The sequence below is a fragment of the Bacteroidota bacterium genome (genome assembly GCA_039714315.1).
Lineage (GTDB): Bacteria > Bacteroidota > Bacteroidia > Flavobacteriales > JADGDT01 > JADGDT01.
Window position 1 is genome coordinate 1 of record JBDLJM010000032.1, and the last position, 24,503, is coordinate 24,503.

General features: G+C 36.1%; 20 protein-coding genes and 1 tRNA gene. 15 read left to right on the forward strand and 6 right to left on the reverse strand.

Features of this window, described 5'->3' with window-relative positions; all coding sequences use genetic code 11:
- Positions 1–630 precede the first annotated feature (630 nt).
- Complete coding sequence (gene dinB, locus ABFR62_05200) at positions 631–1,818, forward strand: DNA polymerase IV (protein MEN8137811.1); 1,188 nt, start codon at positions 631–633, stop codon at positions 1,816–1,818.
- Positions 1,819–1,995: 177 nt separating this feature from the next.
- Positions 1,996–2,445 (forward strand): YhcH/YjgK/YiaL family protein, encoded by a 450-nt coding sequence (locus ABFR62_05205; protein MEN8137812.1) that lies wholly within the window; start codon positions 1,996–1,998, stop codon positions 2,443–2,445.
- A 100-nt stretch (positions 2,446–2,545) separates the two neighbouring features.
- Here ABFR62_05205 and ABFR62_05210 read toward each other — a convergent pair whose 3' ends face one another.
- On the reverse strand, positions 2,546–4,192 hold the full coding sequence (locus ABFR62_05210; protein ID MEN8137813.1) for an AMP-binding protein: 1,647 nt from the start codon (positions 4,190–4,192) through the stop codon (positions 2,546–2,548).
- 176 nt (positions 4,193–4,368) lie between these two features.
- On the opposite strand from ABFR62_05210, the gene ABFR62_05215 reads away from it, so the two are divergent.
- On the forward strand, positions 4,369–4,851 hold the full coding sequence (locus tag ABFR62_05215; GenBank protein ID MEN8137814.1) for a hypothetical protein: 483 nt from the start codon (positions 4,369–4,371) through the stop codon (positions 4,849–4,851).
- A 98-nt stretch (positions 4,852–4,949) separates the two neighbouring features.
- Here ABFR62_05215 and ABFR62_05220 read toward each other — a convergent pair whose 3' ends face one another.
- Positions 4,950–5,540 carry a riboflavin synthase gene (locus ABFR62_05220; protein MEN8137815.1) on the reverse strand — a complete coding sequence of 197 codons (591 nt, stop codon included), beginning with the start codon at positions 5,538–5,540 and terminating at the stop codon, positions 4,950–4,952.
- Positions 5,541–5,672: 132 nt separating this feature from the next.
- Positions 5,673–8,375, reverse strand: coding sequence for a gliding motility-associated C-terminal domain-containing protein (locus ABFR62_05225; GenBank protein MEN8137816.1), 2,703 nt, complete (start codon positions 8,373–8,375; stop codon positions 5,673–5,675).
- Between the two features lie 345 nt (positions 8,376–8,720).
- Between ABFR62_05225 and ABFR62_05230 the strand changes: the two genes are divergently transcribed.
- The 4 genes from ABFR62_05230 to rpmF all read left to right on the forward strand — a co-directional run bounded on the left by ABFR62_05230 (position 8,721) and on the right by rpmF (position 12,007).
- On the forward strand, positions 8,721–10,154 hold the full coding sequence (locus ABFR62_05230) for a leucyl aminopeptidase (protein ID MEN8137817.1): 1,434 nt from the start codon (positions 8,721–8,723) through the stop codon (positions 10,152–10,154).
- On the forward strand, positions 10,147–11,199 hold the full coding sequence (gene pdxA / locus ABFR62_05235; GenBank protein MEN8137818.1) for a 4-hydroxythreonine-4-phosphate dehydrogenase PdxA: 1,053 nt from the start codon (positions 10,147–10,149) through the stop codon (positions 11,197–11,199). Before ABFR62_05230 ends, pdxA begins: the two co-directional genes overlap by 8 nt.
- 70 nt (positions 11,200–11,269) lie before the next feature.
- Positions 11,270–11,803, forward strand: a complete 534-nt coding sequence (locus tag ABFR62_05240) for a DUF177 domain-containing protein (GenBank protein MEN8137819.1) — start codon at positions 11,270–11,272, stop codon at positions 11,801–11,803.
- A gap of 9 nt (positions 11,804–11,812) precedes the next feature.
- Positions 11,813–12,007, forward strand: coding sequence for a 50S ribosomal protein L32 (gene rpmF / locus ABFR62_05245; GenBank protein ID MEN8137820.1), 195 nt, complete (start codon positions 11,813–11,815; stop codon positions 12,005–12,007).
- Positions 12,008–12,077: 70 nt separating this feature from the next.
- Here rpmF and ABFR62_05250 read toward each other — a convergent pair whose 3' ends face one another.
- Positions 12,078–12,767 carry a Crp/Fnr family transcriptional regulator gene (locus ABFR62_05250; GenBank protein MEN8137821.1) on the reverse strand — a complete coding sequence of 230 codons (690 nt, stop codon included), beginning with the start codon at positions 12,765–12,767 and terminating at the stop codon, positions 12,078–12,080.
- Between the two features lie 288 nt (positions 12,768–13,055).
- On the opposite strand from ABFR62_05250, the gene ABFR62_05255 reads away from it, so the two are divergent.
- From ABFR62_05255 to accC, 6 genes are all read left to right on the forward strand, one after another.
- Positions 13,056–13,334, forward strand: a complete 279-nt coding sequence (locus ABFR62_05255) for a hypothetical protein (GenBank protein ID MEN8137822.1) — start codon at positions 13,056–13,058, stop codon at positions 13,332–13,334.
- Positions 13,335–13,463: 129 nt separating this feature from the next.
- On the forward strand, positions 13,464–15,080 hold the full coding sequence (locus ABFR62_05260) for a tetrathionate reductase family octaheme c-type cytochrome (GenBank protein MEN8137823.1): 1,617 nt from the start codon (positions 13,464–13,466) through the stop codon (positions 15,078–15,080).
- Between the two features lie 22 nt (positions 15,081–15,102).
- Positions 15,103–16,431, forward strand: a complete 1,329-nt coding sequence (locus ABFR62_05265) for a cytochrome b/b6 domain-containing protein (GenBank protein ID MEN8137824.1) — start codon at positions 15,103–15,105, stop codon at positions 16,429–16,431.
- Between the two features lie 368 nt (positions 16,432–16,799).
- Complete coding sequence (locus tag ABFR62_05270; GenBank protein MEN8137825.1) at positions 16,800–17,789, forward strand: beta-ketoacyl-ACP synthase III; 990 nt, start codon at positions 16,800–16,802, stop codon at positions 17,787–17,789.
- Positions 17,790–17,816: 27 nt separating this feature from the next.
- Entirely contained in the window at positions 17,817–18,305 is a 489-nt protein-coding gene (gene accB, locus ABFR62_05275) for an acetyl-CoA carboxylase biotin carboxyl carrier protein (GenBank protein MEN8137826.1), read from the forward strand.
- Between the two features lie 55 nt (positions 18,306–18,360).
- Entirely contained in the window at positions 18,361–19,707 is a 1,347-nt protein-coding gene (gene accC / locus ABFR62_05280) for an acetyl-CoA carboxylase biotin carboxylase subunit (protein ID MEN8137827.1), read from the forward strand.
- Between the two features lie 108 nt (positions 19,708–19,815).
- Here the strand turns inward: accC and ABFR62_05285 are convergent, their stop codons facing one another.
- Together ABFR62_05285 and ABFR62_05290 are read right to left on the reverse strand one after the other, a co-directional pair.
- Complete coding sequence (locus ABFR62_05285; GenBank protein MEN8137828.1) at positions 19,816–21,339, reverse strand: hypothetical protein; 1,524 nt, start codon at positions 21,337–21,339, stop codon at positions 19,816–19,818.
- Positions 21,340–21,434: 95 nt separating this feature from the next.
- Positions 21,435–22,391, reverse strand: a complete 957-nt coding sequence (locus ABFR62_05290; protein ID MEN8137829.1) for a hypothetical protein — start codon at positions 22,389–22,391, stop codon at positions 21,435–21,437.
- 295 nt (positions 22,392–22,686) lie between these two features.
- On the opposite strand from ABFR62_05290, the gene proS reads away from it, so the two are divergent.
- Together proS and ABFR62_05300 are read left to right on the forward strand one after the other, a co-directional pair.
- Positions 22,687–24,162, forward strand: a complete 1,476-nt coding sequence (gene proS / locus ABFR62_05295; GenBank protein ID MEN8137830.1) for a proline--tRNA ligase — start codon at positions 22,687–22,689, stop codon at positions 24,160–24,162.
- 262 nt (positions 24,163–24,424) lie between these two features.
- Positions 24,425–24,496: transfer RNA gene (locus ABFR62_05300), tRNA-Glu, on the forward strand.
- Positions 24,497–24,503: the final 7 nt, after the last annotated feature.

The following is a 24,503-nucleotide window of genomic DNA, read 5'->3' on the forward strand; positions in this document are numbered from 1 at the left end:
ACCAAACTTAACCGTTTGCTCAAGGATGTTCTTTACGGACATTGTTCCGTATCGAAAACTGTAATATGAATGGTTGTTTAAATACACTCTTTAGACTTTACCTCGCTGGCACTTTTGTTTTACTTCGCTGGCACTTTCACCTTCAGCAGTTGCTCAGTGATATAATTCAGCGGTTCATCGGCTAAGCCGAGACACAGTGCTCGGTGAATCTCCTTACGTCGATTTAGACTTTAGACTTTAGACTTTAGACTTTAGACTTTAGACTTTAGACTTTAGACTTTAGACTTTAGACAAAAATAAAACACAATTCCCCTGCCACAAACATTGTTGATAAGTTACAAAAACGATGGCAAAACTCAGCTATCCAGAAACTTATAGCGGTAATATTTACGCTGATAAATAAATGTTGAAAACTTTCACAACTTACTACATACTAAATACTTACAACCACAAGCTAAACCTTCAGGAAGATATTGCGAATTTAAAATATGGCATTTATTCAGTATTTTTGCAGATGTAATTTAATCGTCATCTCGACTGTAGCGTAACGCAGTGAAGCGGAATGGAGAGATTTGTTGAAGTGCACTTCACTGCGTTACGCTCCGGTCGATATGACACTTACACAATAAAATGCAGGACAGATCGATAGTACATATGGATTTAGATACATTTTTTGTATCGGTTGAGCGCTTAGACAACAGCAAGCTCTTGGGAAGACCTGTGCTTATCGGTGGGAAAAGCAACCGCGGAGTAGTAGCATCGTGCAGTTACGAAGCCCGTACTTTTGGCGTACATTCGGCAATGCCTATGAAAATGGCCCGTCAATTGTGTCCTGAAGCAATTATACTCAGGGGCGATATGGAGCGATACAGCTACTATTCTAACATGGTAACAGATATAATCAAAGAGAGTGTTCCTATTTATGAAAAAACATCAATTGACGAGTTTTATATTGATCTATCGGGGATGGAACGTTTTTTTGGCAGCTATCTGTTTGCTACAGACCTCAGAAAAAGAATAGAAAAAGAAAGCGGACTTAACATTTCCTTCGGGCACTCAATAAATAAAACCGTTTCTAAAATCGCCACAGGAGAAGCAAAACCTGCAGGACAGAAAAAGATTAACATTGGCTATGAGAAACCATTTTTAGCTCCACTCTCGGTACGTAAAATACCAATGGTAGGAAATGTTATGTTCCAAAACCTGCGCAGACTCGGAATTGACAAAATACATACTCTTCAGGTAATGCCACGCGAGATGCTTGAACGGGCATTGGGAAAGAACGGCGGTAAACTTTGGAAAAAAGCTAATGGTATAGACAATACTCCGGTAGTACAATACACCGAGCGCAAATCTATTTCGAGCGATAAAACTTTCGAAAAAGACACCTCCGATATTGATAAACTTAAGGCTACACTGATATCTATGACCGAAGGTCTGGCCTTTAAGCTGAGAAAAGAACACAAACTGTGCTCAGTTGTAACGGTAAAAATTCGCTACTCCGATTTCAATACATATACACAGCAAATAAAAATACCCTATACTTCGGCCGATCATATACTGATATCCAAAGTAAAAGAACTTTTCGATAAATTATATTCCAGAAGAGTAATGCTGCGACTGGTAGGTGTAAGACTAAGCGGTTTGGTTAGCGGAGGCTATCAAATTAATCTTTTCGACGACACCGAAGAACTGATAAACCTCTATCAGGCCATGGACAATATGAACAAACGCTTTGGAAACGGCACCGTAAAAAGAGCTGTCGGCCTGGGACTAAAACACCGCGAATTTAACTCGTTCATGCCGGAGAAGAGTTAATGTGTTTATGATTTAATGAGAAAATACAACCAGCAAACCAGTAACCAGCAACCAGTAACCAGCAACCAGTAACCAGCAACCAGTAACCAGCAACCAGTAACCAGCAACCAGTAACCAGCAACCAGCAACCAGCAACCAGCAACCAGTAACCAGCAACCAGTAACCAGTAACAAGAACATGATTTTAGATAAAATAGAAAACACACACCTTTATTCAGGTTTGAGTAAACGAATAGAAACAGCCTTAAAGTATTTGAATGAAACAAATTTCAAAGAGCTTGGCAATGGAACCTATGATGTAGTTAAGGGAGAGATATTTGCGATAGTAAATCGTTATGATACTATCCATGAGAGTGAAGAAAAGCTTGAAGCTCATAAAAAGTATATCGATGTTCAGTTTGTGTATGAAGGTAATGAGATGTTAGGGTACTTAACAAAAACAGATCAGGTAGTTTTCAGGGATTATGATGAAGAGGAAGATTATGAACTTTACAACGGAAAAAAGAATATGATTGAATTTAATCAGGGTATGTTTGCTGTTTTTTTTCCTGATGATCTTCATGCTCCGGGAATTCATATTGAAACTTCTACCAGAGTTACTAAAATAGTTGTGAAGGTTTTAATCTGACGTAGATCAGATTCTTCTGAAGGTAAATTATAAGAAGAACAAATCCCCGCATAAAACAGAGTTGTATCGGGATTTGTTCTTCTTCTTTTAAGTTCGGTATCTACTGATACAAATACCTCTTAATACTTTGCTTAGGAGTTTTAACGAAATCTTCGTCGTGAATAATGAATTTGGCAACCTTCATATAGTTTGGAAGATGGTCGTTGACTCTTATTCTGTAATTTTCAAGTTTTTCCTCCAGTTCTTCAGACGAAATTCCGCTTTCTTTCACTCTGTCGGGATCAGGGTAAACAAGAGCTACAAGTTTATTCCCTTCTGATTTAATTAGTGAAGCTCCGACAAACGATCTGTTATTTATCATAGATTCTATTTCTTCGGGGTAAATATTCTGACCTGACGGACCTAGGATCATGCTTTTACTTCTACCCTTTATAAATATGAAGCCATCTTCGTCAATTAATCCTAAATCCCCGGTGTGTAGCCATCCGTCTTCGTCAATGGCTTGCTTTGTAGCTTCTTCGTTTTTATAATAGCCAACCATCACATTTTCTCCCTTAATAAGAATCTCTCCTACTTCCTTTTCAGGGTTGTTTGAGTCTATTTTTACCTCTAAAGTATCTACAGCTTTTCCGCACGAGCCTATTTTAGCATCTTTCCATCCGGCATAAGTAATTAACGGGCCGCATTCTGTCATTCCGTATCCGATTGTAAACGGAAATCCGATTTTTTTGAAGAAGTTTTCTATCTCATCACTTAACGAAGCTCCTCCGATAACCACTTCAACAAAATTCCCGCCAAATCCTTCACTCATTCCTGCCAATACTTTTTTGCGGATGAAATGATTAATTACCGGGATCTTTAATAGTGTTTTTACCGGTTGAACTTCTACCTGGGGCATTATTTTTTTCTTGTAAATTTTCTCAATGACTAAAGGTACCGAAAGAATTAAACGCGGTTTTATTTCCTGAAATGCAGCTGTTATTATCTGCGGAGTAGGTGTTTTGGTTAAGAAAGTAATATGGCACCCTAAAGTGAATGGGAATAAAAATTCGAAAGCCAATCCGTAAGCATGAGCCAGAGGTAAGAACGACACAATTGAATCGCCTCTCTCCAGTGGCATATGGGTTCTCGCGAATCTCACATTTGCAGCTAAGCTGTTGTGCTGCAACATTACACCTTTTGAGCTTCCCGTTGTACCTGAAGTATAGTTAATTTCAGCTAATGCATCATTAGGAATTTCGGGCAAAGAAAATGTATTACTGTTAAAATCACCGCTGTATTTATTATGGCAATATTTTTCTATGGCTGCATCAACATCAGAAACAATTTGATTTCTTGATAATATAAGTTTAAAATCCTTTAATGAAAACACACCTTCCAGATGTGGCATTTCTTCCAGATCAAGAGTTTTTAAAATCGGAGCAGATGAGAAAAGAAATCTGGCATCAGAGTGATTTGTTATTTTATGAACGTCCTTTGCCAAAAAATCCGGAAGAATCGGAACTGCAACCGCTCCATAACTTACAGTAGCCAAAAAAGCCATCCCCCAACGGGCAGAATTTTTACCTATCATGGCTACTTTGTCGCCTTTTTTTATCCCTACTTCGTCAAATAAAATGTGTATTCTAGCTATTTGTTTTGCAACATCTCCAAATTTGTAATCCTCTCCGTTGTAATCAGAAAGAGCATTTTTGTCCCAGTTGGTTTTTATGCTGCTTTCTATGTACTTAATAAAGTTTTCCTCAATCATAATTATTTCTTAATTGTGGTCTAATATATGAAGTTATAAATAAATTCTCAATAGAAGGATAATAAGGTTTGATGATGATTATTATTATACTTAAGGTTTCAAGTTCTTTAAGTAGTTGGAAATCAGCGTATTAAATTGTAATTTTGTTGGTTGTTTAATTTAAATTTCTTTGTATGAAAAAGATTGGTTATTTATTATTGGGACTGTTCCTAATGTTTGGGTTAGGATGTACTAAAACAGATGATTTAGTTAAAGAAGCTGAAGTTGAAAAACAATTGAAATCTGCTGATTCTGGAACACTTCATTATAGAGATAATGAGTATGGTTTTTATTTGGATATTTATTGTGATGATACTTATGTAGAAACAATTAGTGGTGATATCGAGGTGCACTGGTTGGGGCATAGAAATAAAGGAGTAAGACAATGGTGGCAGTTTAAATGGAAAGGAACATTAATTGGTGAAAGTGGTGAGGTTTTTACAATCCATAGTACAGATAAGTTTTATTTTACAGAAGGAGCCTGGGAAGTAGATAATTTTCGCTATAATGTTGTTGGAGATATGGGTAGTCATTACATAGGTTATGGATACTTTGGTAATGATACTGGATGGGAAATAGTTATGGAAAGAGCGAACTGCCCGCCAAATAAAAAATAGTAACCTCAAGAATAAATAACCACTAAACAAAATATTTACTGAAAAAAAGCCTTAATGCAACACATTAAGGCTTTCGGTTTTTTTATATGTTTAAAGAGTTATCCTCTTAACTCCATCAATCTTGCAACATATTTTCCAATAACATCAAATTCCAGGTTTACAGTATCGCCAACCTTCATTGTGCCAAAATTTGTATGTTCCATTGTAAAAGGGATAATCGCAACATCAAAAGTATGATGTCCTGAATTAACTACCGTAAGACTTGTTCCGTTTACTGTAACAGATCCTTTTTCGATAGTAGGATTTCCCTGTTTTGGATCGTATTTAAAAGAAAAATAGAATGATCCGTCAGCTTCTTTTATGTTGGTGCAAACAGCTGTCTGATCAACATGTCCCTGAACTATGTGCCCGTCAAGTCTTTCTCCTAATTGCATTCCCCTTTCAAGGTTTACATTACTTCCAACTTTTAATTCTCCTAAACTCGATTTTTCCAGAGTTTCAAGTATGGCTGTAACTGTGTATTCGTCTTCTTTTATGTCAATAATTGTCAGGCATACTCCATTGTGGGCCAAACTTTGGTCAACTTTAAGTTCGTTTGCAAAACTGCATTTTACTGTGATGTGCAGATTTTCCTGATCTTTTTCCAGCTTCGTAACTTTAGCTACTTCCTCAATAATTCCTGTAAACATTGTTATTGTACTTTCATCTGTTAATAATTTGTTTTTTAATCGGTCGCCTACCTGACTGCGTCCTGCAGGCAGGGATGGAACTCGCTATTACAATCATCCCCCTTTGTTAGGAAAATTTCACTTATGCTCGTTTTATCTGTTTAAATGTATGTATCCGGTTAAATTTACGGTAGATGGTTCCTGATCACCTTCCGTTTTTCTGATAGTGCAAACATAATAATAAACTCCCGTAGCACAAGCTTTACCATTCAATTGATTTGTCCCGTCCCAGTTTATCTCAATTTGATTAGTTTTATATACTAAATTTCCCCAGCGGTTGTATATTTCTATATCGAATTCAATAATGTTAAAGTCGAAATCGTGATCTACGCCACTGTCCTTGTCCCATTTAGGATGATAGATGTCGTTTATCCCGTCTCCATTAGGTGTGAAAATATTTGGGAGAATAAAGTCGATACATGGAACATAACATTTAATATTGCTTCCCATAGTTTCGTTTCCTAAAGCATCTATAGCTGTTACGTAAAAACAGCCTGCGGGTATATTGTTAGCAATGACATTATATTCTGTATTGTCTTCCCCGTATAATGTTTCCAAAATTTTATATTCTCCTGTTTCAGTTAAGGAATGATATAATTTGTATCCAATTATATCTTCATTACACGTTGTATTGGGGTTGGTCCAGAATAAAGTATATATGTTTAGCCCACAATCCTTAATATCGTAGAGAGTTGGCGGACAGGTAAGGTTGTTGATGTTAGGTGTACCACATCCTATTTGTGATCTGTTGAGTAGTGGTTTAACATATCCTTCTACACTGTAAGAACCGTAAACATCAGCCTTAAAACAATATTCTTTCCCGTTTTCAAGATCTTCAACAATGTGATGATCTCCATTGGTTTTAGCTATCCTTTCAAAAATTTCGCTTTGATCTATTTCTTTATAATAAATTATAGAATCAATTCGCCAGGGAACTTCCTGCTCTATTTTTAATTGCAACTTAGTGTCGCCGGAAATTACTTTAAGGTATGGTGAAGATGCCGGATAACCTTTGCCAACTTCATTTAAGTTTCCTCCGGTGTTATTATAGAAATCTACCCTGTAGTTGTATCCGTTGGAGTAGGTGTCCATTCCTCTGTCGAGGTATACAGTATCGTTAATGTTGTTGAATTGCTCAATTTCAATAAAGTCATTGGAGTGTACTCCTTCAGATCTTAAGAGTTTATATGCGTAAGGTCCTGGATGTTGAACTTCATCAATTTCGGTAGGTTTCGACCATATAATATTAATTTCTCCCTGAATATTCTCTGAATATCCGGTTGTTTCTATATCGACATTTGTTATTACCGGTAAGCGTTTCTTCAATGTAGTACATGCATAATCAGAAGGAATACTTTCCGAGTCGTCGTATAGGATAGTTGTTATTGTGTAACAATAAAGCACACCGGTTTTAAATGGATTATTGCCGTTGTCGTCAGTATAGTTAGTTTGTTCAATATTATTAACTTCAGCTATTAGCTCATAACCTGATCCATCTGGAACACCGCTTTCACAATCATTGATTTCAAATTCTCCTGAATGTTCTTTTCTGAATATTTTATAACCCTTTGCATTGTCACAGGTAGTTTTATCCCAGCTTAAATTAAAGTTAGCTGTATTTGGGTTTTCTTCAGCGGAGAGATTTTTTACACCGGGGGCTAATATCGTTATTTCAACTATTTTCTGAGTAGATAAACCGGGTAAAGGGTCACCATCCGGTTCTAAAGGGTGATCGTCTGCTTTAAAAGTAACCTGATACGGAGATCTTCTTGCCAGATTACAGTTGGTATTCCAAATAAAGTCACCGTAAACCGGTGTAGATTTATTTATTAGCTCAGGAAATGTAGCATTGGGTTTTGGAGGATTTTGTTGAAAAGGACCACCTACAGCCGATAAAGTAACTTTATCATTATCTTCATCCGTGGCCGTAACAGTGAATTTCAATTGTTCTCCGCCAATAACGCAGAAACTTTCAGGTGTTTCTATTTCAGGAGGGTTATTGGTACATTTTAAAATGTCAATTTGCATGTCGCGCAGGATTCTGCCAATAGTTATCCATCTGCCGGTTAAAGGATCTTTTCGGTGTTCCGAAATTTCAATAGCTATATTGTATTCGCCTGCAAATAATGGGGAAGCCCAGGTGATTGTACCTTTATTATCAACCATAACCTTGTCCAGGTTATATTCAGGAGAATAGGTTGTTGTAAGTTCACGTCCATTTGCACCTCTGCAGTCAACCATTTTATAAGACAGGCTGTCTCCATCTCCGTCATAGGCCGACACATTGTGGGTAAATGGTGTATGTACACAACCAAAATCGGTAGGAGGGTTTAATAAGGTAGGAGAACTGTTTGTTCCCAAACCTGTTCCTATTTTTATTATTGACTGAATAAAGAATGGTTCATTTACTGAGTTGTGAATGTTTAATACTCCATCATTCCTGTTGGGATCCAGCATGTGTATTACGTATGTGTCATTCGCAGGGTAGGTATGGGTTTTCCTGTATATGTTTTTTTTAATATTGTTTTCTACCATAACTCCCATATGCAGACAGTTAGGTCCGGCCGGACCATTCTCTCTTTTTAGTACAGAAGTTGTGTTGTCACCCCAATTAATTGTAAGTTCACATCTGTCAGCTTCATTACCTGTTGGTGTCTGTTTGGTATAGGTAGTTATTGTAACTTCAAAAGTACGTGGCCCAATTTGTTTGTATGTAATTTCGCCTGCTCTGTTGTGGGTGGCAAAAATATTTATAGAGAAAAATAATAATGCAAAAAGATATAGTATTCGCTTCATATAATTAGGACAGTTTAATAAATTGTTTCGGTGCAAAACAAATCAAAGTGTTTTTAATACCTTTGTTCTCAAAAGTACAAAATTATATTAGAATGCTTTGAATAACTTAATCGTGATTATCGTCAAAATAATTTTTGTCTTAAAGGGGATGTTATCGAAGATGATAACTACATTGCAGGTTGTTTATAAGCTTTGTTTGCCTAAATCATTTGGAAGAAGTTTCGTGTATTTGGATGTTACTGAATTATCGGTTGTCGTAAATACGGGATGTTTCAAATAGCCTTTTAAGTGTTCAAAATGAATAAAACGGTTTTGTTCGACTAACTAAAAATTTTAGAGTAAGAGATGAACTTAATAGAAAATAATAATCCACAGAAACAATCTAATACGATTGTGTTGGCAGAGTCATTTAAGGAAGTGAATAAATGTGAGTTTCTTTCTGTTGAAGAAAAAAACTTTATCAGAGAAAAACTTGATAAAAAAGAAAATTTTATTCAGTTAAGCACTTTTGAGCAGGTGAAGGTTGTTTGTGTACCTGAGAAGAAAGAAGAAGATTATAAAACTTTGGAAGCTGTCAGGGGACTTGTTAATCAGGCTACTGAATGTCTGAATAAACGTAAGCACAGCAGTGTACAGCTTATAAACCTCAGTTTTAATAAAGAATTGGCAAAAGCTGCTGCCGAATCTATTCTGCTTAGTAATTACCAGTTCTTAAAATATTTCAAGGATAAGAAAAAGAAAAAAAACACTCTTGAAACTGTTGAGGTTGTAGGTATATTACAATCTGAATTGGATGAAGTGAAGAATGTGGCTGAGGCAACTAATATAGCAAGAACTCTGGTTAATGAACCCGTGTCTTTCCTCGATGCCGAAGAGATTTCAAATCAGATAAAAATATTAAGTAAAGATGCAAATTTCAAAGTTGATGTTCTTTGTAAGAATAAGATAGAATCTTTGAAAATGGGAGGGCTGTTGGCTGTTAATAAAGGAAGTTTCACGCCTCCAACTTTCAGTATTTTGGAATATAAGGCAGATAATGCTGTAAATTCCAAACCTGTTGTTTTTGTTGGAAAAGGAATTGTATATGATACCGGAGGATTGAGCCTTAAACCAACTCCCGGTTCTATGGATTCTATGAAATCAGATATGGGAGGAGCAGCTGCAGTTATCGGGGCATTTTATGCAATAGCAAAGAATAAACTGCCGGTACATGTTGTTGGGTTAGTCCCTGCTACTGATAATCGCCCGGGAAATCATGCTTACGCACCGGGAGATGTGGTGGAGATGTACGATGGAACTACGGTAGAGGTTTTAAATACTGACGCTGAAGGGCGAATGATTTTAGCAGATGCTTTATCGTATGCAAAAAATTACGATCCGGAACTGGTTATAGATTTAGCAACGCTGACAGGTGCTGCCTTAGTTGCTGTAGGTCCGTTGGCGATAGCCTCGATGGGAACTGCCAAAGGAGGTAAGTATAAGAGGTTAATCGAATCAGGAAACAATGTATATGAACGTTTGGCGAGTTTGCCTTTTTGGGAAGAGTATGCTGAACTGATTAAGAGTGAAATAGCAGACCTTAAAAATATTGGAGGAAGAGATGCAGGTACAATTACGGCAGGTAAGTTTTTGGAGCATTTCACTGACTATCCTTGGTTGCACCTCGATATTGCAGGTCCTGCATATTTGGAGTCAAAGAGTTCGTACCGACCTAAAGGAGGAACAGGTGTAGGTGTACGTTTATTATATAATTTCATGAAGAATCTTTCAAATGACTAAAAAAGAAAAAATTAAAGTAGGAATTTCAGTTGGAGACCTTAATGGAATTGGGGTAGAAATAATCCTTAAAACATTTGAACGAAATGGGATGTTTGATTTTTGTACACCAATTTTGTTCGCATCAACAAAGGTTGTTTCATTTCAAAAGAAAATTTTAAAAATAAATACTCCTATCAATGGAATAGAACATGCTTCCGAGGCAATAAATGGTAAGTTCAACATTGTGAATCTTTGGAATGAAGGAGTTAATGTAGAGTTTGGTAAATCTACACAAACAGCTGGTAAATATGCTCTTGAATCGTTAAATGCTGCTACAGATGCTTTGCGAAATGAAGAGATAGATGTATTGGTTACAGCTCCAATTAATAAAAATAATATTCAGTCAGAAGAGTTCAAATTTCCGGGACATACTGAATATCTTTCAAATGCATTGAATGGTGAAAGCTTGATGTTAATGGTTTCAGATGATTTGCGTGTCGGAGTGTTTACGGGGCATATCCCAATCTCAAAAGTTTCTGAAAGTATTACCAGAGAACTTATACTGTCGAAAGTAGAATTAGTGAATTCTACATTAATTCAGGATTTTGGAATTCCGAAACCTAGAATAGCAGTACTAGGATTGAATCCACACAATGGAGATATGGGTGTTATAGGACTCGAAGAAGAAGAAATTATTAAACCTGCAATAAAAGAATTGTTCGATAATGGTATTATGGTGTTTGGACCATATGCCGCCGATGGTTTTTTTGGTTCCGATAATTATAAAAATTTCGATGCTATTCTTGGTATGTATCACGATCAGGCATTAATTCCTTTCAAAAGTTTATCGTTCAATCATGGGGTCAATTATACCGCCGGTCTGAATAAGATACGTACTTCGCCCGATCACGGTACGGCATATGAGATTGCCGGGAAGGGAATAGCTGATATTACATCGTTTGAAGAGTCGGTTTTTAAAGCTATTCAGATTTTTGAAACACGTAATGGATACAAGGAATTGACTAAAAACGTATTAAGAAAACAGGAAATCGAAAAAGACAGGTAAAAAAAACGTAAAAAACATGTGTAGTAATAAAATTATTTTTATTTTTGCACGCTCAAACAAATGACCGATGATGACGGAGTTGAAAGAGTACAATATACCTTTTGTGGGGTTAAAGACTGGTTCACATAGGTTTGAATACGAAATTAAAGGTGAGTTCTTTAAAGAATTTGAATACGACGAGTTTAATAGTACTGCACTTAATGTAGTGTTAGACTTCGATAAAAGACCAGGTTTATTTGAGTTGAAATTTGATTTCGACGGAAAGGTAAATGTAAATTGTGATGTTTCTAACGAAGCATTCGATATGGAATTAGAAGGAAGTCTGAAACTAATTGTTAAGTTCGGTGAAGAGTTCAATGATGAAGATCCCGAGATCTTGATTATTCCTCATGGCGAGTATGAAATTAATGTTGCACAGTATATCTATGAAATGATAGTGTTGTCGCAGCCATCTAAGAGAATACACCCCGGAATTGAGGATGGAACTCTAAATTCTGAAATTATGAAAAAATTAAAAGAGCTTCAACCAAAAGATAATTTTGAAGAAGAAAAGGAAGTTGACCCGAGATGGGGGCAATTAAAAGATTTATTAACTGGTAAATAACATAGGGAGATGGCACATCCTAAAAGAAAAATCTCTAAAACAAGAAGAGATAAGAGAAGAACACATTACAAAGCATCAACACCTCAGATCGCTGTCGATCCAACAACTGGGGAATCACATTTGTACCACCGTGCATACTGGCATGAAGGTAAATTAATGTACCGTGGTCAGGTTGTAATGGAAAAAGAAGAAGCAGTAGCATAATTTTTGCAAACTGTACAAAAAAAAAGCGAACCCAATGGTTCGCTTTTTTTTTATCTCAGAATTTTAAATCCTATCCTGTTCTGCTAACCTGTTTTAAACAATCCATGTCAAGGATCTCAATAACGGAGTTTTCAAGAGATATTATTTTGTTTTGTTTGAAGTTTGAAAGACCACGGGCGGTACTTTCTCTCGATGTTCCAATAAAATTAGCTATTTCCTGTTGAGTAAGAGGAAGAATAAATTTATTGTTGTCGAAAATATCTTCAGAAAAAAATAATAGTGCATCAGCCAGACGGCCATATATCTTTTTTTGCCCTTGCTTTAGAAGTTTATCGTAGTTGTGTAGGTTTTCTTTACATAAACTGGACATTATCTTATAAGTAAATTCTGCATTATCCAGCATTAATTTTTTAAATGTGTTAATTTCAATATGACATACTTCCAGGTCGCTTAAAGCCTTATATGAAAAATGATTTACGGTATCGCCAAACAATGATGACATCCCCAGATAGGTCTTTCCTTTAATGATTCTGAAAATTTGTTCTTTGTTGTCAACTCCTTTCATGGTTTCTTTGATAAGTCCATTTCTTAGATATACAACGTGCGAAGTAAAACTACCTTCGTGTAAAATAGTTTCTCCTTTTTCGATATTTATTGTTCTGCAGCTATCTCCAAGCTCGTCTAAATGCTCAACACTCAATACTTTACTTGCACAAGATTTTTCCTGACAAATTCTACAGTTATTTATTTGTTTTACCATGTTGCTTTAGGTATAATCTTTTCTCTTACTATGTAGAGCGATCAGTTCTTTAATAAATTAGGGCGTAAAAATATAATTTATTGCTAGAGTAAATCATGACTTATTGAGGTATTAGCCATTATTGTGATGTGATATATGTCACAACACCCTAATGAGCATGTTCACTTCCAATATTAACTCCGTATTTGTTATTGTTCATAATATTGTACTTATAAAGTTTTTAAGGAATTTTAATTACTGTACCACTGTAATAACAAGAAGTGTTATAGTATCAAATAAATAATTATTATGAAAACTCAATATTTGTTTGTTTCATTATTTGCATTTGCCGCAATTTTTATTGTTGATTATTTTTTAGTCGTTTTAATTGGGGTTTTTGCTAATGCGTTTGGAGCAAATCAATTTTTCTATCAGGTTGTATATCCTTACATTATTTCTTCAATTGCAATTGTAAGTATAGTGTTACCTGTTGCAGCACTTGTTAAGAAATTGTTTAGTAAAAATAAGGAGAGCCTTATTTATACAATTACTCATGCAAGGAATCACCAATTGAGGAAAAGTGCCTAGTTTAACTGCTATTTTATTATTTTAACCATCACCGGTACTTATTATTAATAACATATTACACATGGTTTTTTTCTATAAAAAACCATGTGTAATATGTATAAGTGCCAAACCACCTATCAGATTATTTAAATGAAAACAAGAAAGAACTTCTTAAAAGTTTTGTTCACTTTTATTGCAATTTTTATACCATGGATTATTGCTGTAATGTTGCTTGATGATTCTGACGAAAAGGAATATTCTAAAGTAGAACATTTTAAAGAGATTAATTATAGTGTTGATACTATTAAAAAGGTTGATCACTCAAAATTTGAAATTTTAAAACAAAAATTCGAAAGGCCTCAGGATGTGACAAATGCCTGTTTGAGTTGTCATAATCAGGCCGATCATGATATTATGATGACTTCTCACTGGAATTGGTCTCGTTCAACAGTAACAGAAAATGGAGATACAGTAGAAGTAGGTAAGAAAAATATTATAAACAACTTTTGCGTAGGAACATCGTCTAACGAGCCTCGTTGTACAAGTTGTCACATTGGTTACGGCTGGAAAGATGATAAATTCGATTTCGCCAAGAGTGAAAATATAGATTGTATAGTTTGTCACGATCAAACCGGTACGTATAAAAAATTCCCTGCAGGTGCCGGTCTTCCGGTTACAAAGGAGAAAAAATTTGGAGGTAAAACCTTTTTGCCGCCTGATTATAATTACATAGCCCAGAATATAGGTTTATCTAAAAAGGAGAACTGCGGAGCATGTCACTTCACCGGTGGAGGTGGAAATAACGTTAAGCATGGTGATATAGCTAATGAGCTAAATAATATTACTAAGAAAGTTGATGTTCATATGGCTGTTGACGGAAAGGATATGTCGTGTACAGCATGTCACGTAACGGAACATCATAAAATTAGTGGTCAGCTTTATTCTGTTTCTTCAAAAGACGAAGATAGAGTAAATTGTTCTCAGTGTCATTCCGAAGCACCTCACAAAAACGAACACCTTAATTTACATACTAATAAAGTTGCTTGCCAAACTTGCCATATCCCTGTCTATGCAAAAGTAAATGCTACCAAAATGAATTGGGATTGGAGTACCGCAGGAAAGCATAAGCCCGATGGTAGTGATTTGATTTTGAAAGATAGTATGGGTAATATGACTTACCATACGAAGAAAGGTGATTTCGTTTGGAAAACTAATGTAGAACCTGAATATGTTTGGTCTAATGGGACAGCAAAGCATTATATGCTCGGCGATAAGGTAGATTCTACGGCGGTTGTTCAGCTTAATACACTGTTGGGAGATTATAATGATTCGCAGGCAAAAATAATACCTGTGAAAGTTCACAGGGGAAAACAAATTTTTGATCCTGTAAATAGCACATTGATTGTTCCTCATTTATTTGGGAAGGACAGTACTTCATATTGGAAAAATTTCGATTGGGACAAAGCGGCACGCACGGGAATGGAGAGTATAGATTTGCCTTATAGCGGTAAGTATTCTTTTGTAAAAACAGAAATGTATTGGCCGATTAATCACATGGTATCTGAAAGTTCGGAAGCACTATCTTGTAAAGAGTGTCATTCATCCGATGGAAGGCTAAAAGATCTTGATGGTTTTTATATGGTCGGAAGAGATTCAAATCCATTATTAGATTGGATAGGGATAGCATTGATAGTAGGAGCCCTGATTGGTGTAACTATTCACGCTGCAATAAGGATAATAAAAGGGAAAGATGTAAAGTCTAAGTAGTATTTAGGTAAAATAGAATAAAATGAAAAAAAGTACATATATATATAGGAGTTTTGAGAGATTCTGGCATTGGAGTCAGGCTTTAGTAATATTCTTTTTGGCTTTAACGGGATTTGAAATTCACTGCGCATATGAAATCTTCGGATTTAAAAATGCCGTTGAATGGCATAATGCAGCCGGATGGGCATTTTTGGTATTAATAATTTTTGCCATTTTCTGGCACTTTGTAACAGGCGAGTGGAAACAATATATTCCGACCACTAAACTGATAGGGGCTCAGATCAATTATTATATAGTTGGGATATTCAAGGGAGCTCCCCACCCTACACATAAAACAATCTATAATAAGTTCAATCCTTTACAGCGACTGATATATTTAGGACTGAAAATTCTTGTAATACCTGTACAGGTATTTACCGGGTTCGCGTTTTTATATTATATCTATCCTGATAGTTTTTGGCATACTGAAGGTTTGGAGTACACTGCATTGTTGCACACATTTGGAGCTTTTGTTTTAATAGCTTTTGTGATAGCACATGTTTATCTTACTACAACGGGACATAAACCAACCGAGAGTATTATAGCAATGCTGACAGGATGGGAGATTGTTGATGTAGATGAAGATGAGGTTAGAAAAGAGCATATGATAAAAGCCGTAGAGAATAGTGTTGCAGGATATTACCGGATAGACAAAAATGGTAATTATATCGATGTTAACCAGGCTTGGCTCGATATGTATAAGTGTAGTAATAGGACAAAAATTATAGGGAAGAACTATTCTATTACGCGTGATGAAAAAGACCTGGAGCTTGTGAAACCATATGTTGACAGGGTGCTGCAGGGCGAAAGTTTTAGCGGTATTGTAACAAATAGAAAATGTTTTGATGGGGGAGCAGGACAGCATATATTATCTGTTAATCCAATTTACGATGGTGAAAAGGTAGTGGAAATAGAAGGGTTTGTTATTGATATTAATAATATGGAACAGGAATCAGATTATCTGCCTTACATTATAAAGAACAGTAATGCTGCATATTATAGATTAGATAAGGAAGGTTATGTAGTGGATGTTAATGATGCCTGGTTGAAACTTTATAAATGGGATTTAAAATCAGAAGTTATAGGAAAGCACTTTTCGCAATTCAGGCCTTCAGATTCAGCAAAAGATTTTAGTAGTCTTTTGGAAGAAGTTATTAGTGGAGAAACTATTTCAAGTATTAAAACGGATCGTTTATGTAGTGATAATTCAATAGGACAACAAATTTTATCAGCAAATCCAACTTATAAAGGAAGTAGAATAAACGGTATGGAAGGATTTATTCTTGATTTAACACAACTTGAGGAAAGTTAAATTTCATTGTGATTGGTGAAGTTTAAAAAGGTGGAGCTTGCTCCACCTTTTTTTTGTTAAAATGACAAATTTTCAGCTCTACATATTTTATTTAGTTGTAAATCTTTTCATGATTAATTTTGGCTATTAAATTTTTTTTCACATTGTTTTTGGCGGAACATGTAGTTTGCTGAAATTCAATATTATATGATTTTTGCTATGCTTACATAGTAACTAAAATAAGTAATATTTGTTTTGTCAGTTAAAAAAAAGAGTTTACTTTTCGCCCCTGTTTTTTTAACACTAAAGTTGGGGAACTTTCTGTTATTGAGGCTTTTTTTACATAAAAATGTAAAAAACAAACAAATTTTATCAAAAAGTTGGAAGAAATGGGAAAAATTTCAGCAGCTATAACTGCGGTTGGAGGGTATGTTCCTGATTATGTATTGACAAATCAGGAATTAGAAACGATGGTTGAAACTAATGATGAATGGATAACAACCAGAACCGGAATAAAAGAAAGAAGAATATTAAAGGAAGAAAGAGCCGGAACTTCTTATATAGCTATTAAAGCCGGTAAAGAAATTATAGAGAAGAGTGGAATTGACCCTAAGGAGGTTGAATTAGTTATTGTAACTACAACTACTCCCGATTTGTTGGTAGCTTCTACTGCGGCATATGTTGCTACTGAGATAGGTGCGACTAATGCATATGGATATGATATTAGTGCGGCATGTTCAGGTTTTCTTTATGGATTATCAACCGGAGCAGCATTTATTGAGTCAGGTAGGTATTCTAAAGTTCTTGTTATTGGAGCCGATAAAATGTCATCAATTATAGATTATACAGATAGAAATACTTGTATAATATTTGGAGATGGTGGAGGAGGTGTTCTTTTAGAACCTAATACTGAAGGTTTAGGTTTGGTAGATGAGCATTTACGATCAGATGGTGTTGGTAGAGAGTTTCTAAGTATTGAGGCAGGAGGATCTATTTTACCTACGAGTCAGGAAACTTTAGATACCGGTAAACATTATGTGTACCAGGATGGGAAAACCGTATTTAAATATGCGGTTAAGAATATGGCAGACTCTGCTCGTTTGATTATGGATAGAAATAATTTGGAAGCTGATGATGTTGCCTGGTTAGCGCCGCATCAGGCTAATAAGAGGATTATTGATGCCACGAGAAAGAGAATGGAGGTAGAAGATGAGAAAGTTATGATAAATATTCATAAATTTGGAAATACTACCAACGGAACCATACCATTGCTCTTATGGGATTATGAAGATAAATTAAAAAAAGGAGATAATATTGTTATCGCTGCATTTGGCGGCGGATTTACTTGGGGAGCTCAATATATAAAATGGGCTTATTAACCAATAAAAAGAATTAAATTAAAGATCATGGAATTAAAGGAAATTCAAAATCTGATTAAGTTCGTAGCAAAATCAGGAGCAAGCGAAGTAGCATTGGAGATGGATGATATTAAAATCACCATCAAAACTGGAGGTGAAAATGTTTCGCCAGAGACTACAATTGTTCAACAAATTCCGATGGCAGCGCACATGCCTGCTCCACAGGCGACACCTGCCCCGGTAGCAGTGCAGCAGGAAACACCGGGAAATGCAACAACAGAGGAAGATGATTCTAAATATATTGCAATTAAGTCACCAATTATTGGTACATTCTACAGAAAACCATCACCTGACAAGCCTACTTTTGTAAATGTAGGGGATGAAATTTCTGAAGGTAGTGTAGTTTGTATTATTGAAGCTATGAAGCTTTTCAACGAAATAGAATCTGAGGTATCAGGTAGAGTTGTAAAAGTTTTAGTAGACGATAATACACCTGTAGAATACGATCAACCATTGTACTTAGTTGATCCTTCTTAATTAGGATAGACTAAAAGATTAACCTCTCACAAATGTGAGATAAAGACTTTTGTGCATGATTAAAAAAATATTAATAGCCAATCGTGGTGAAATAGCTCTGCGTATTATACGTACTGCACGCGAGATGGGAATAAAAACAGTGGCAGTTTATTCTACTGCCGATGTTGACAGTCTTCATGTTCGTTTTGCTGATGAGGCTGTGTGTTTGGGCCCGGCACCAAGTACTGAATCGTACTTAAATACTCATAATATTCTCGCAGCGGCAGAAATCACAAATGCTGATGCAATTCATCCGGGTTATGGTTTTTTGGCTGAAAGTTCAGCCTTTTCAAAACTATGTGAAGAGCACGGTGTTAAATTTATTGGCGCCAGTCCTGAAATGATCGATAGTATGGGCGATAAAGCCAATGCTAAATCTACAATGAAAGCTGCTGGCGTACCTACTATACCCGGTTCTGAAGGAATAATTGAGGATTTTGAAACTTGTGAAAAGCTCGCAGATGAATTCGGGTACCCTGTAATGCTGAAAGCTTCTGCCGGAGGTGGAGGAAAAGGAATGCGTGCAGTATGGTCTAAAGATGATTTGTTGAAATCATGGGAAGATGCACGTCAGGAATCTGCTGCCGCTTTTGGAGATGACCGTATGTACATGGAGAAACTTATTGAGGATCCGCGGCATATCGAAATTCAGGTTGTAGGAGATCAGTATGGTAAGGCTGCTCATTTATCAGAAAGAGATTGCTCTATTCAGCGCAGGCATCAAAAACTTACTGAAGAAACGCCTTCTCCGTTTATGACGGAAGAACTTCGTGAAAAGATGGGTGAAGCTGCTGTGAAGGCAACTGCATTTATTAAGTATGAAGGTGTTGGAACAATAGAGTTCTTGGTAGATAAACACCGAAACTTTTACTTTATGGAGATGAATACCCGTATCCAGGTAGAACATCCTATTACGGAGCAGGTAATTGACTTCGATTTAATTCGCGAGCAAATTAAAGTTGCAGCAGGTGTTCCTATCTCAGGTAAGAACTATTTGCCTAAACTTTATTCTATAGAGTGTAGAATTAATGCTGAGGATCCATATAACGATTTCCGTCCACAACCCGGAAAAATTACTTATTTCCATGCTCCGGGAGGGCACGGAGTAAGGGTTGATACTCATGTGTATGCAGGATATGTTATTCCTCCTTACTACGATTCAATGATCGCAAAACTGATAACAACTGCTCAAAGCAGGGAAGAAGCTATCAATAAAATGAAGCGGGCTCTGGATGAATTTGTGATTGAAGGAGTAAAAACAACAATTCCTTTCCACAGATCTTTGATGGATGATCCTGATTATGTGAAAGGTAATTACACTACTGCTTTCATGGAAAACTTTGTGATTGAGAAAGAAGTGTAAGTAAATATATTATAATAAAATATAAAATGGCTGTCACCTTATTCTGGTGACAGCCATTTTTATTTACATTCTGTTATTAGCCCGCAAGATAGCTGAGCGGAGTCGAAGCTACATCGCAAATCTCAGAGTGGCAACAAAATTACCTTCTGTTCTGTTAACATGTGCCGCATCTACCAAATCGGTTTCATATATGTAATAATCGTAATTGTTGGTATACTTCTGGTAGGCAAGATCTAAATTCCAGGTTTTGAAGTTTAGTCCTCCTCCCACTGAAAACGATTGGGTGTTCGACTGCCAGTCTGTATTTTTATATGGTGATTGAGAATAAGTGTAACCCCCTCTTAAACTAACAAAAGAGATTTTCCATTCCGCACCAAGTCTTATATTGTGAGTAGAGTTTAGCGTGTTTTTTATGTTTCTGTTGTCATATTCAAAATCATAGTTTGGCCCCAGTTTCATCGACGAATATCCGATATATTCATAATCTGCACTTATCAACCCCTGTTTCCCTATAATATAAGCAATACCGGCATCTATTTTATATGGTGATGTTAACTCATAATCGTAGTAATAGTAATTACTTTCTGCAAAGTAATTATAATTGCCGTCATCATCAGGAGTATTAAAGCTGGATTCAAGGCTGTAGCTGTATTCGTCATTTAGCCTGTACCAGGTTGGAGAGTGAAATGCTGCTCCCATTCTGAGATTTTCACTGGCTCTGTAAATTCCTCCTATCGAAAATCCGTTTCCGTAACCTAATGTATTTACATACGACTGATATGTAAACTCATTTAAGTCTGAGTTTTGATCAAATCCACTTTCTCTTAAAGTGATTTCTGTTGTTGAATTAATGTTAGTTCTGTTATATGATAAACCTAGATGAAATTTGTTGTCAATTTCCATACTTCCTGCAAAAGTGTATTGACCGCTATGGCCCCTTCTCGATATATCGTATTCCTGAAGGTTGTTGTTTGCAATACCCGAAATTACATAGACCGGGAAGTTGTCGCTATATTCAGGATATCTGGAGTCGTAATATCTTGATTCGGGAGCGTTAATGTCGCTAATATAAGTGTCGAAAGCCAAACCTTCAACTACGCCCAGATTATCAGGAGTGATTTCATTTGATGCAAGCGCAAAAGAAGCTGCTAAGGAACTGTAACCCTGGTACATCAGGTTGTTGCCCAGGTACATTTCCAGTTCGGTGTTGTTGTTTCCTGCAAAGTTTAGATTGTCGTAGAAGTTGTTGGTTCTGTTGTAGTTTACACTAAAAGCATACTTGTTGACAGATGATGCCTGATCGTTGTTCTCGATAATGAATACACCACCTATTTGGTTAATATTATTGTAACTTTCGCTACTAATGTTACCGCCGTTGTAAAATGTGCTGTTGTTATCGATGTTTGATGATCCCCACGATAATCCTAACTGTCCGCTTAAAAATACCGAACCTGCTGCCGGGTTTATTTGTGTAGCCGATAATTCTCCACCTAAAGCTGTGAATGCACCACCCATTGCCTGGAATCTTGCCGATCCGCCAATCTTTGTTTGAGATATCATTAAAGCGTCACTCATACTCTGGGCAAAAGATATATGAGATATAATTAAAAATATAAACAGTAAATTTTTCATAGTTTTCAATTAGATTTTGGTGAATATTTAGTCAATTATCATCCTCTGCAAATCGTTAGTGACTTACATGTTTTAAAAATATTTTATCATTTTATTTATCTTCCCCTTCTGCTTCCTCCTGAAGAACTTCTTGTAGAAGAACCGGAAGATGACCTGCCACCGGAGTTCGATGAAGAAGAATTGTAACTTCTACTAGAAGAAGAACTGTTCGATCTGTAATTCGAATTCGTATTAGAATTAGTAGAAGAATTACTATTGTAATAGTTGTTATTCGATTTTTTTGATCTGGAAGAGTTAGTTCTTCCTGAATTAGATCTGTATTTAGAATAATATCCGCTATTGGAAACTTTATTAGTCGTTTTATTATTTGAATTTACAGCACTGGTACTCGATTTTCTGTTATAGTTGTATTTTATCCTGTTTTCGTAACCGGAACTTTTATAGCTTCCTCCTCTGGAGTTTCTTTTCTCTTTGTAAACAATAGGTCTTTCTCCTCCCGGATAAACCGGATATACAGGGTATCCCCAACCGTAGCCAGGATAGCCATAAGAAGGATAACCCCATCCATAACTTGGGTAACCGTAACCATAATATGGGTATCCCCATCCGTAATCAGGATATCCTCCCCAACCATAATTAGGGTATCCGTAATTAGGATAGCCGTAACCCGGATATCCTCCATAACCATAGCTCATACCAAAGCCCATACTCATTCCGTAAGGGTTAAAGCCGGATGAAATATAATAATTAGGGTTAGACCCGTAATTAGGATATACATTTGCAGGTGAGTCTTCGCTGTAATACATGTTCGAATCATCGTAATCTTCAGCTGGTGTATCGTTCAGGTATTGATTCTTCAAATATTCATTGTCAGAATTTTCGTCTGAGTACGAAAATTCAGTATTAGCTTTTTTTACTGAAGTAGTGTAAATACCATCATTGTTGCTTGTGTTGTCTACCGCAAACATGTCTGCTGAAGGGGCACAGGAACTTAGATTTATTAGTAAGGCTAATGAAATCATCAATGAGTAATATATATAATTTTTTTTCATCACTATTAGTTTTTAAATTCGTAGGTGAGGTTTACGTCCCCGCCGGTTCAGATAGCAAATTAAAATTCGTTAATACACATTGTAACAATTTTGAATAAATTTTGTCATGTTAGTTTTATTCATTTATTGTTTTAATAGTTACCTTTGCGCCTGCCTATTTAAGAGGCAGCTTATTATCGAATACAATCTCAAATTTAAGAGATTTATCAAAGTTACAAATGTTTTTTTTCGGTTTCTTAAAAAAACTTATGTATATGATATATATGGCAAAAATTATGCCAAATTATAAATTATTATGGGAAAAAATCTGACAAGCCGCTCTGAAGACTATTCAAAATGGTACAACGAGTTAGTAGTTAAGGCTGATTTAGCTGAAAATTCAGGAGTAAGAGGAAGTATGGTTATAAAACCATATGGATTTGCTATATGGGAAAAAATTCAACAACAGCTTGATATAATGTTCAAGGAAACAGGGCATGAGAATGCTTATTTTCCATTGTTTATTCCTAAATCATATTTTAGTAAGGAGGCTAGTCACGTTGATGGTTTTGCTAAAGAGTGTGCAGTAGTAACACACTATCGCTTAAAAAATGATGAAGATGGTGGAGGTATTGTAGTTGATGAAAATGCAAAGCTTGAAGAAGAATTGATTGTTCGCCCAACTTCAGAAACAATTATTTGGGATACATATCGTAAATGGGTTCAGTCGTACAGAGATTTACCAATATTGGTTAACCAGTGGGCAAATGTTGTTCGTTGGGAAATGAGAACCAGATTGTTTTTGCGTACTTCTGAATTTTTGTGGCAGGAGGGACATACGGCACATGCTACAAAACAGGAAGCTGTAGCCGAAGCGGAACAAATGCTGAATGTTTATTCCGATTTTGCTGAAAATTTTATGGCAATGCCGGTTGTACGTGGATTTAAAACAGAATCGGAGCGATTTGCCGGAGCGTTAGAAACTTATTGTATCGAAGCTTTGATGCAGGATGGAAAGGCATTACAGGCAGGAACGTCACATTTTCTGGGACAGAATTTTGCTAAAGCTTTTGATGTGAAATTCACGTCGAAAGAAGGGAAGCTGGAGCATGTTTGGGCTACTTCATGGGGTGTTTCAACAAGATTGATGGGAGGTCTGATTATGACTCACTCCGATGATAATGGCCTTGTATTACCTCCTAAATTAGCGCCTCACCAGGTGGTTATTGTTCCTATTTATAGGAATGACGACCAGTTTGATGCTGTTTCAGAAAAGGCAGAGGAGATGATGAAAGAATTAAGATCTCAGGGGATTTCAGTTAAGTTCGATAAAAGAGATACTCACAAGCCGGGATGGAAATTTGCCGAATGGGAGCTAAAAGGTGTTCCGGTACGAATAGCCATCGGACCAAAAGATTTGGAAAATGGAACTGTTGAGGTGGCTCGAAGAGACAACTTGACAAAGGAGATCGTTTCCAGTGAAAATATATCAGAATATGTAGCTTCTCTATTAAATGAAATTCAGGAAAACTTGTATAAAAAAGCAAGTGATTTTAGAGATGAGAATACAAGTAAAGCTGATTCGTTCGAAGATTTTAAGGATATTCTTGATAATAAAGGAGGATTTATAGAAGCCCATTGGGATGGTACTCCTGAAACAGAAGATAAAATTAAGGAATTGACAAAGGCTACAATACGTTGTATCCCTTTAGATGCTAAAGAGGAAGAAGGAACCTGTATTCTTACAGGGAAACCATCAAATAAGAGGGTATTGTTTGCTAAAGCATATTAACAAATAGATCATAAGCAATAGGCTGTAAGCATAATATATTATTTTGCTTAGGGCTTATTGTTCATGGCTTATGGCGCGTTTGGGATGTACTTATAAAATTATTTTGTAAAAAATTAATTTAATCTTGTAGAGATTGAAAAAAATTGTACATTTGCATCCGCAAAAAAGGAGTAGTTCTTTAAAAAAAGGTTGTTTGGAGTTCGATGTTTGAAGTTAATAAAAATATCAAACCACAAACAGTCAAACATCAAACAAAAATAATGGTCCGTTCGTCTAGGGGTTAGGACGCCAGGTTTTCATCCTGGTAACAGGGGTTCGATTCCCCTACGGACTACTAAGGT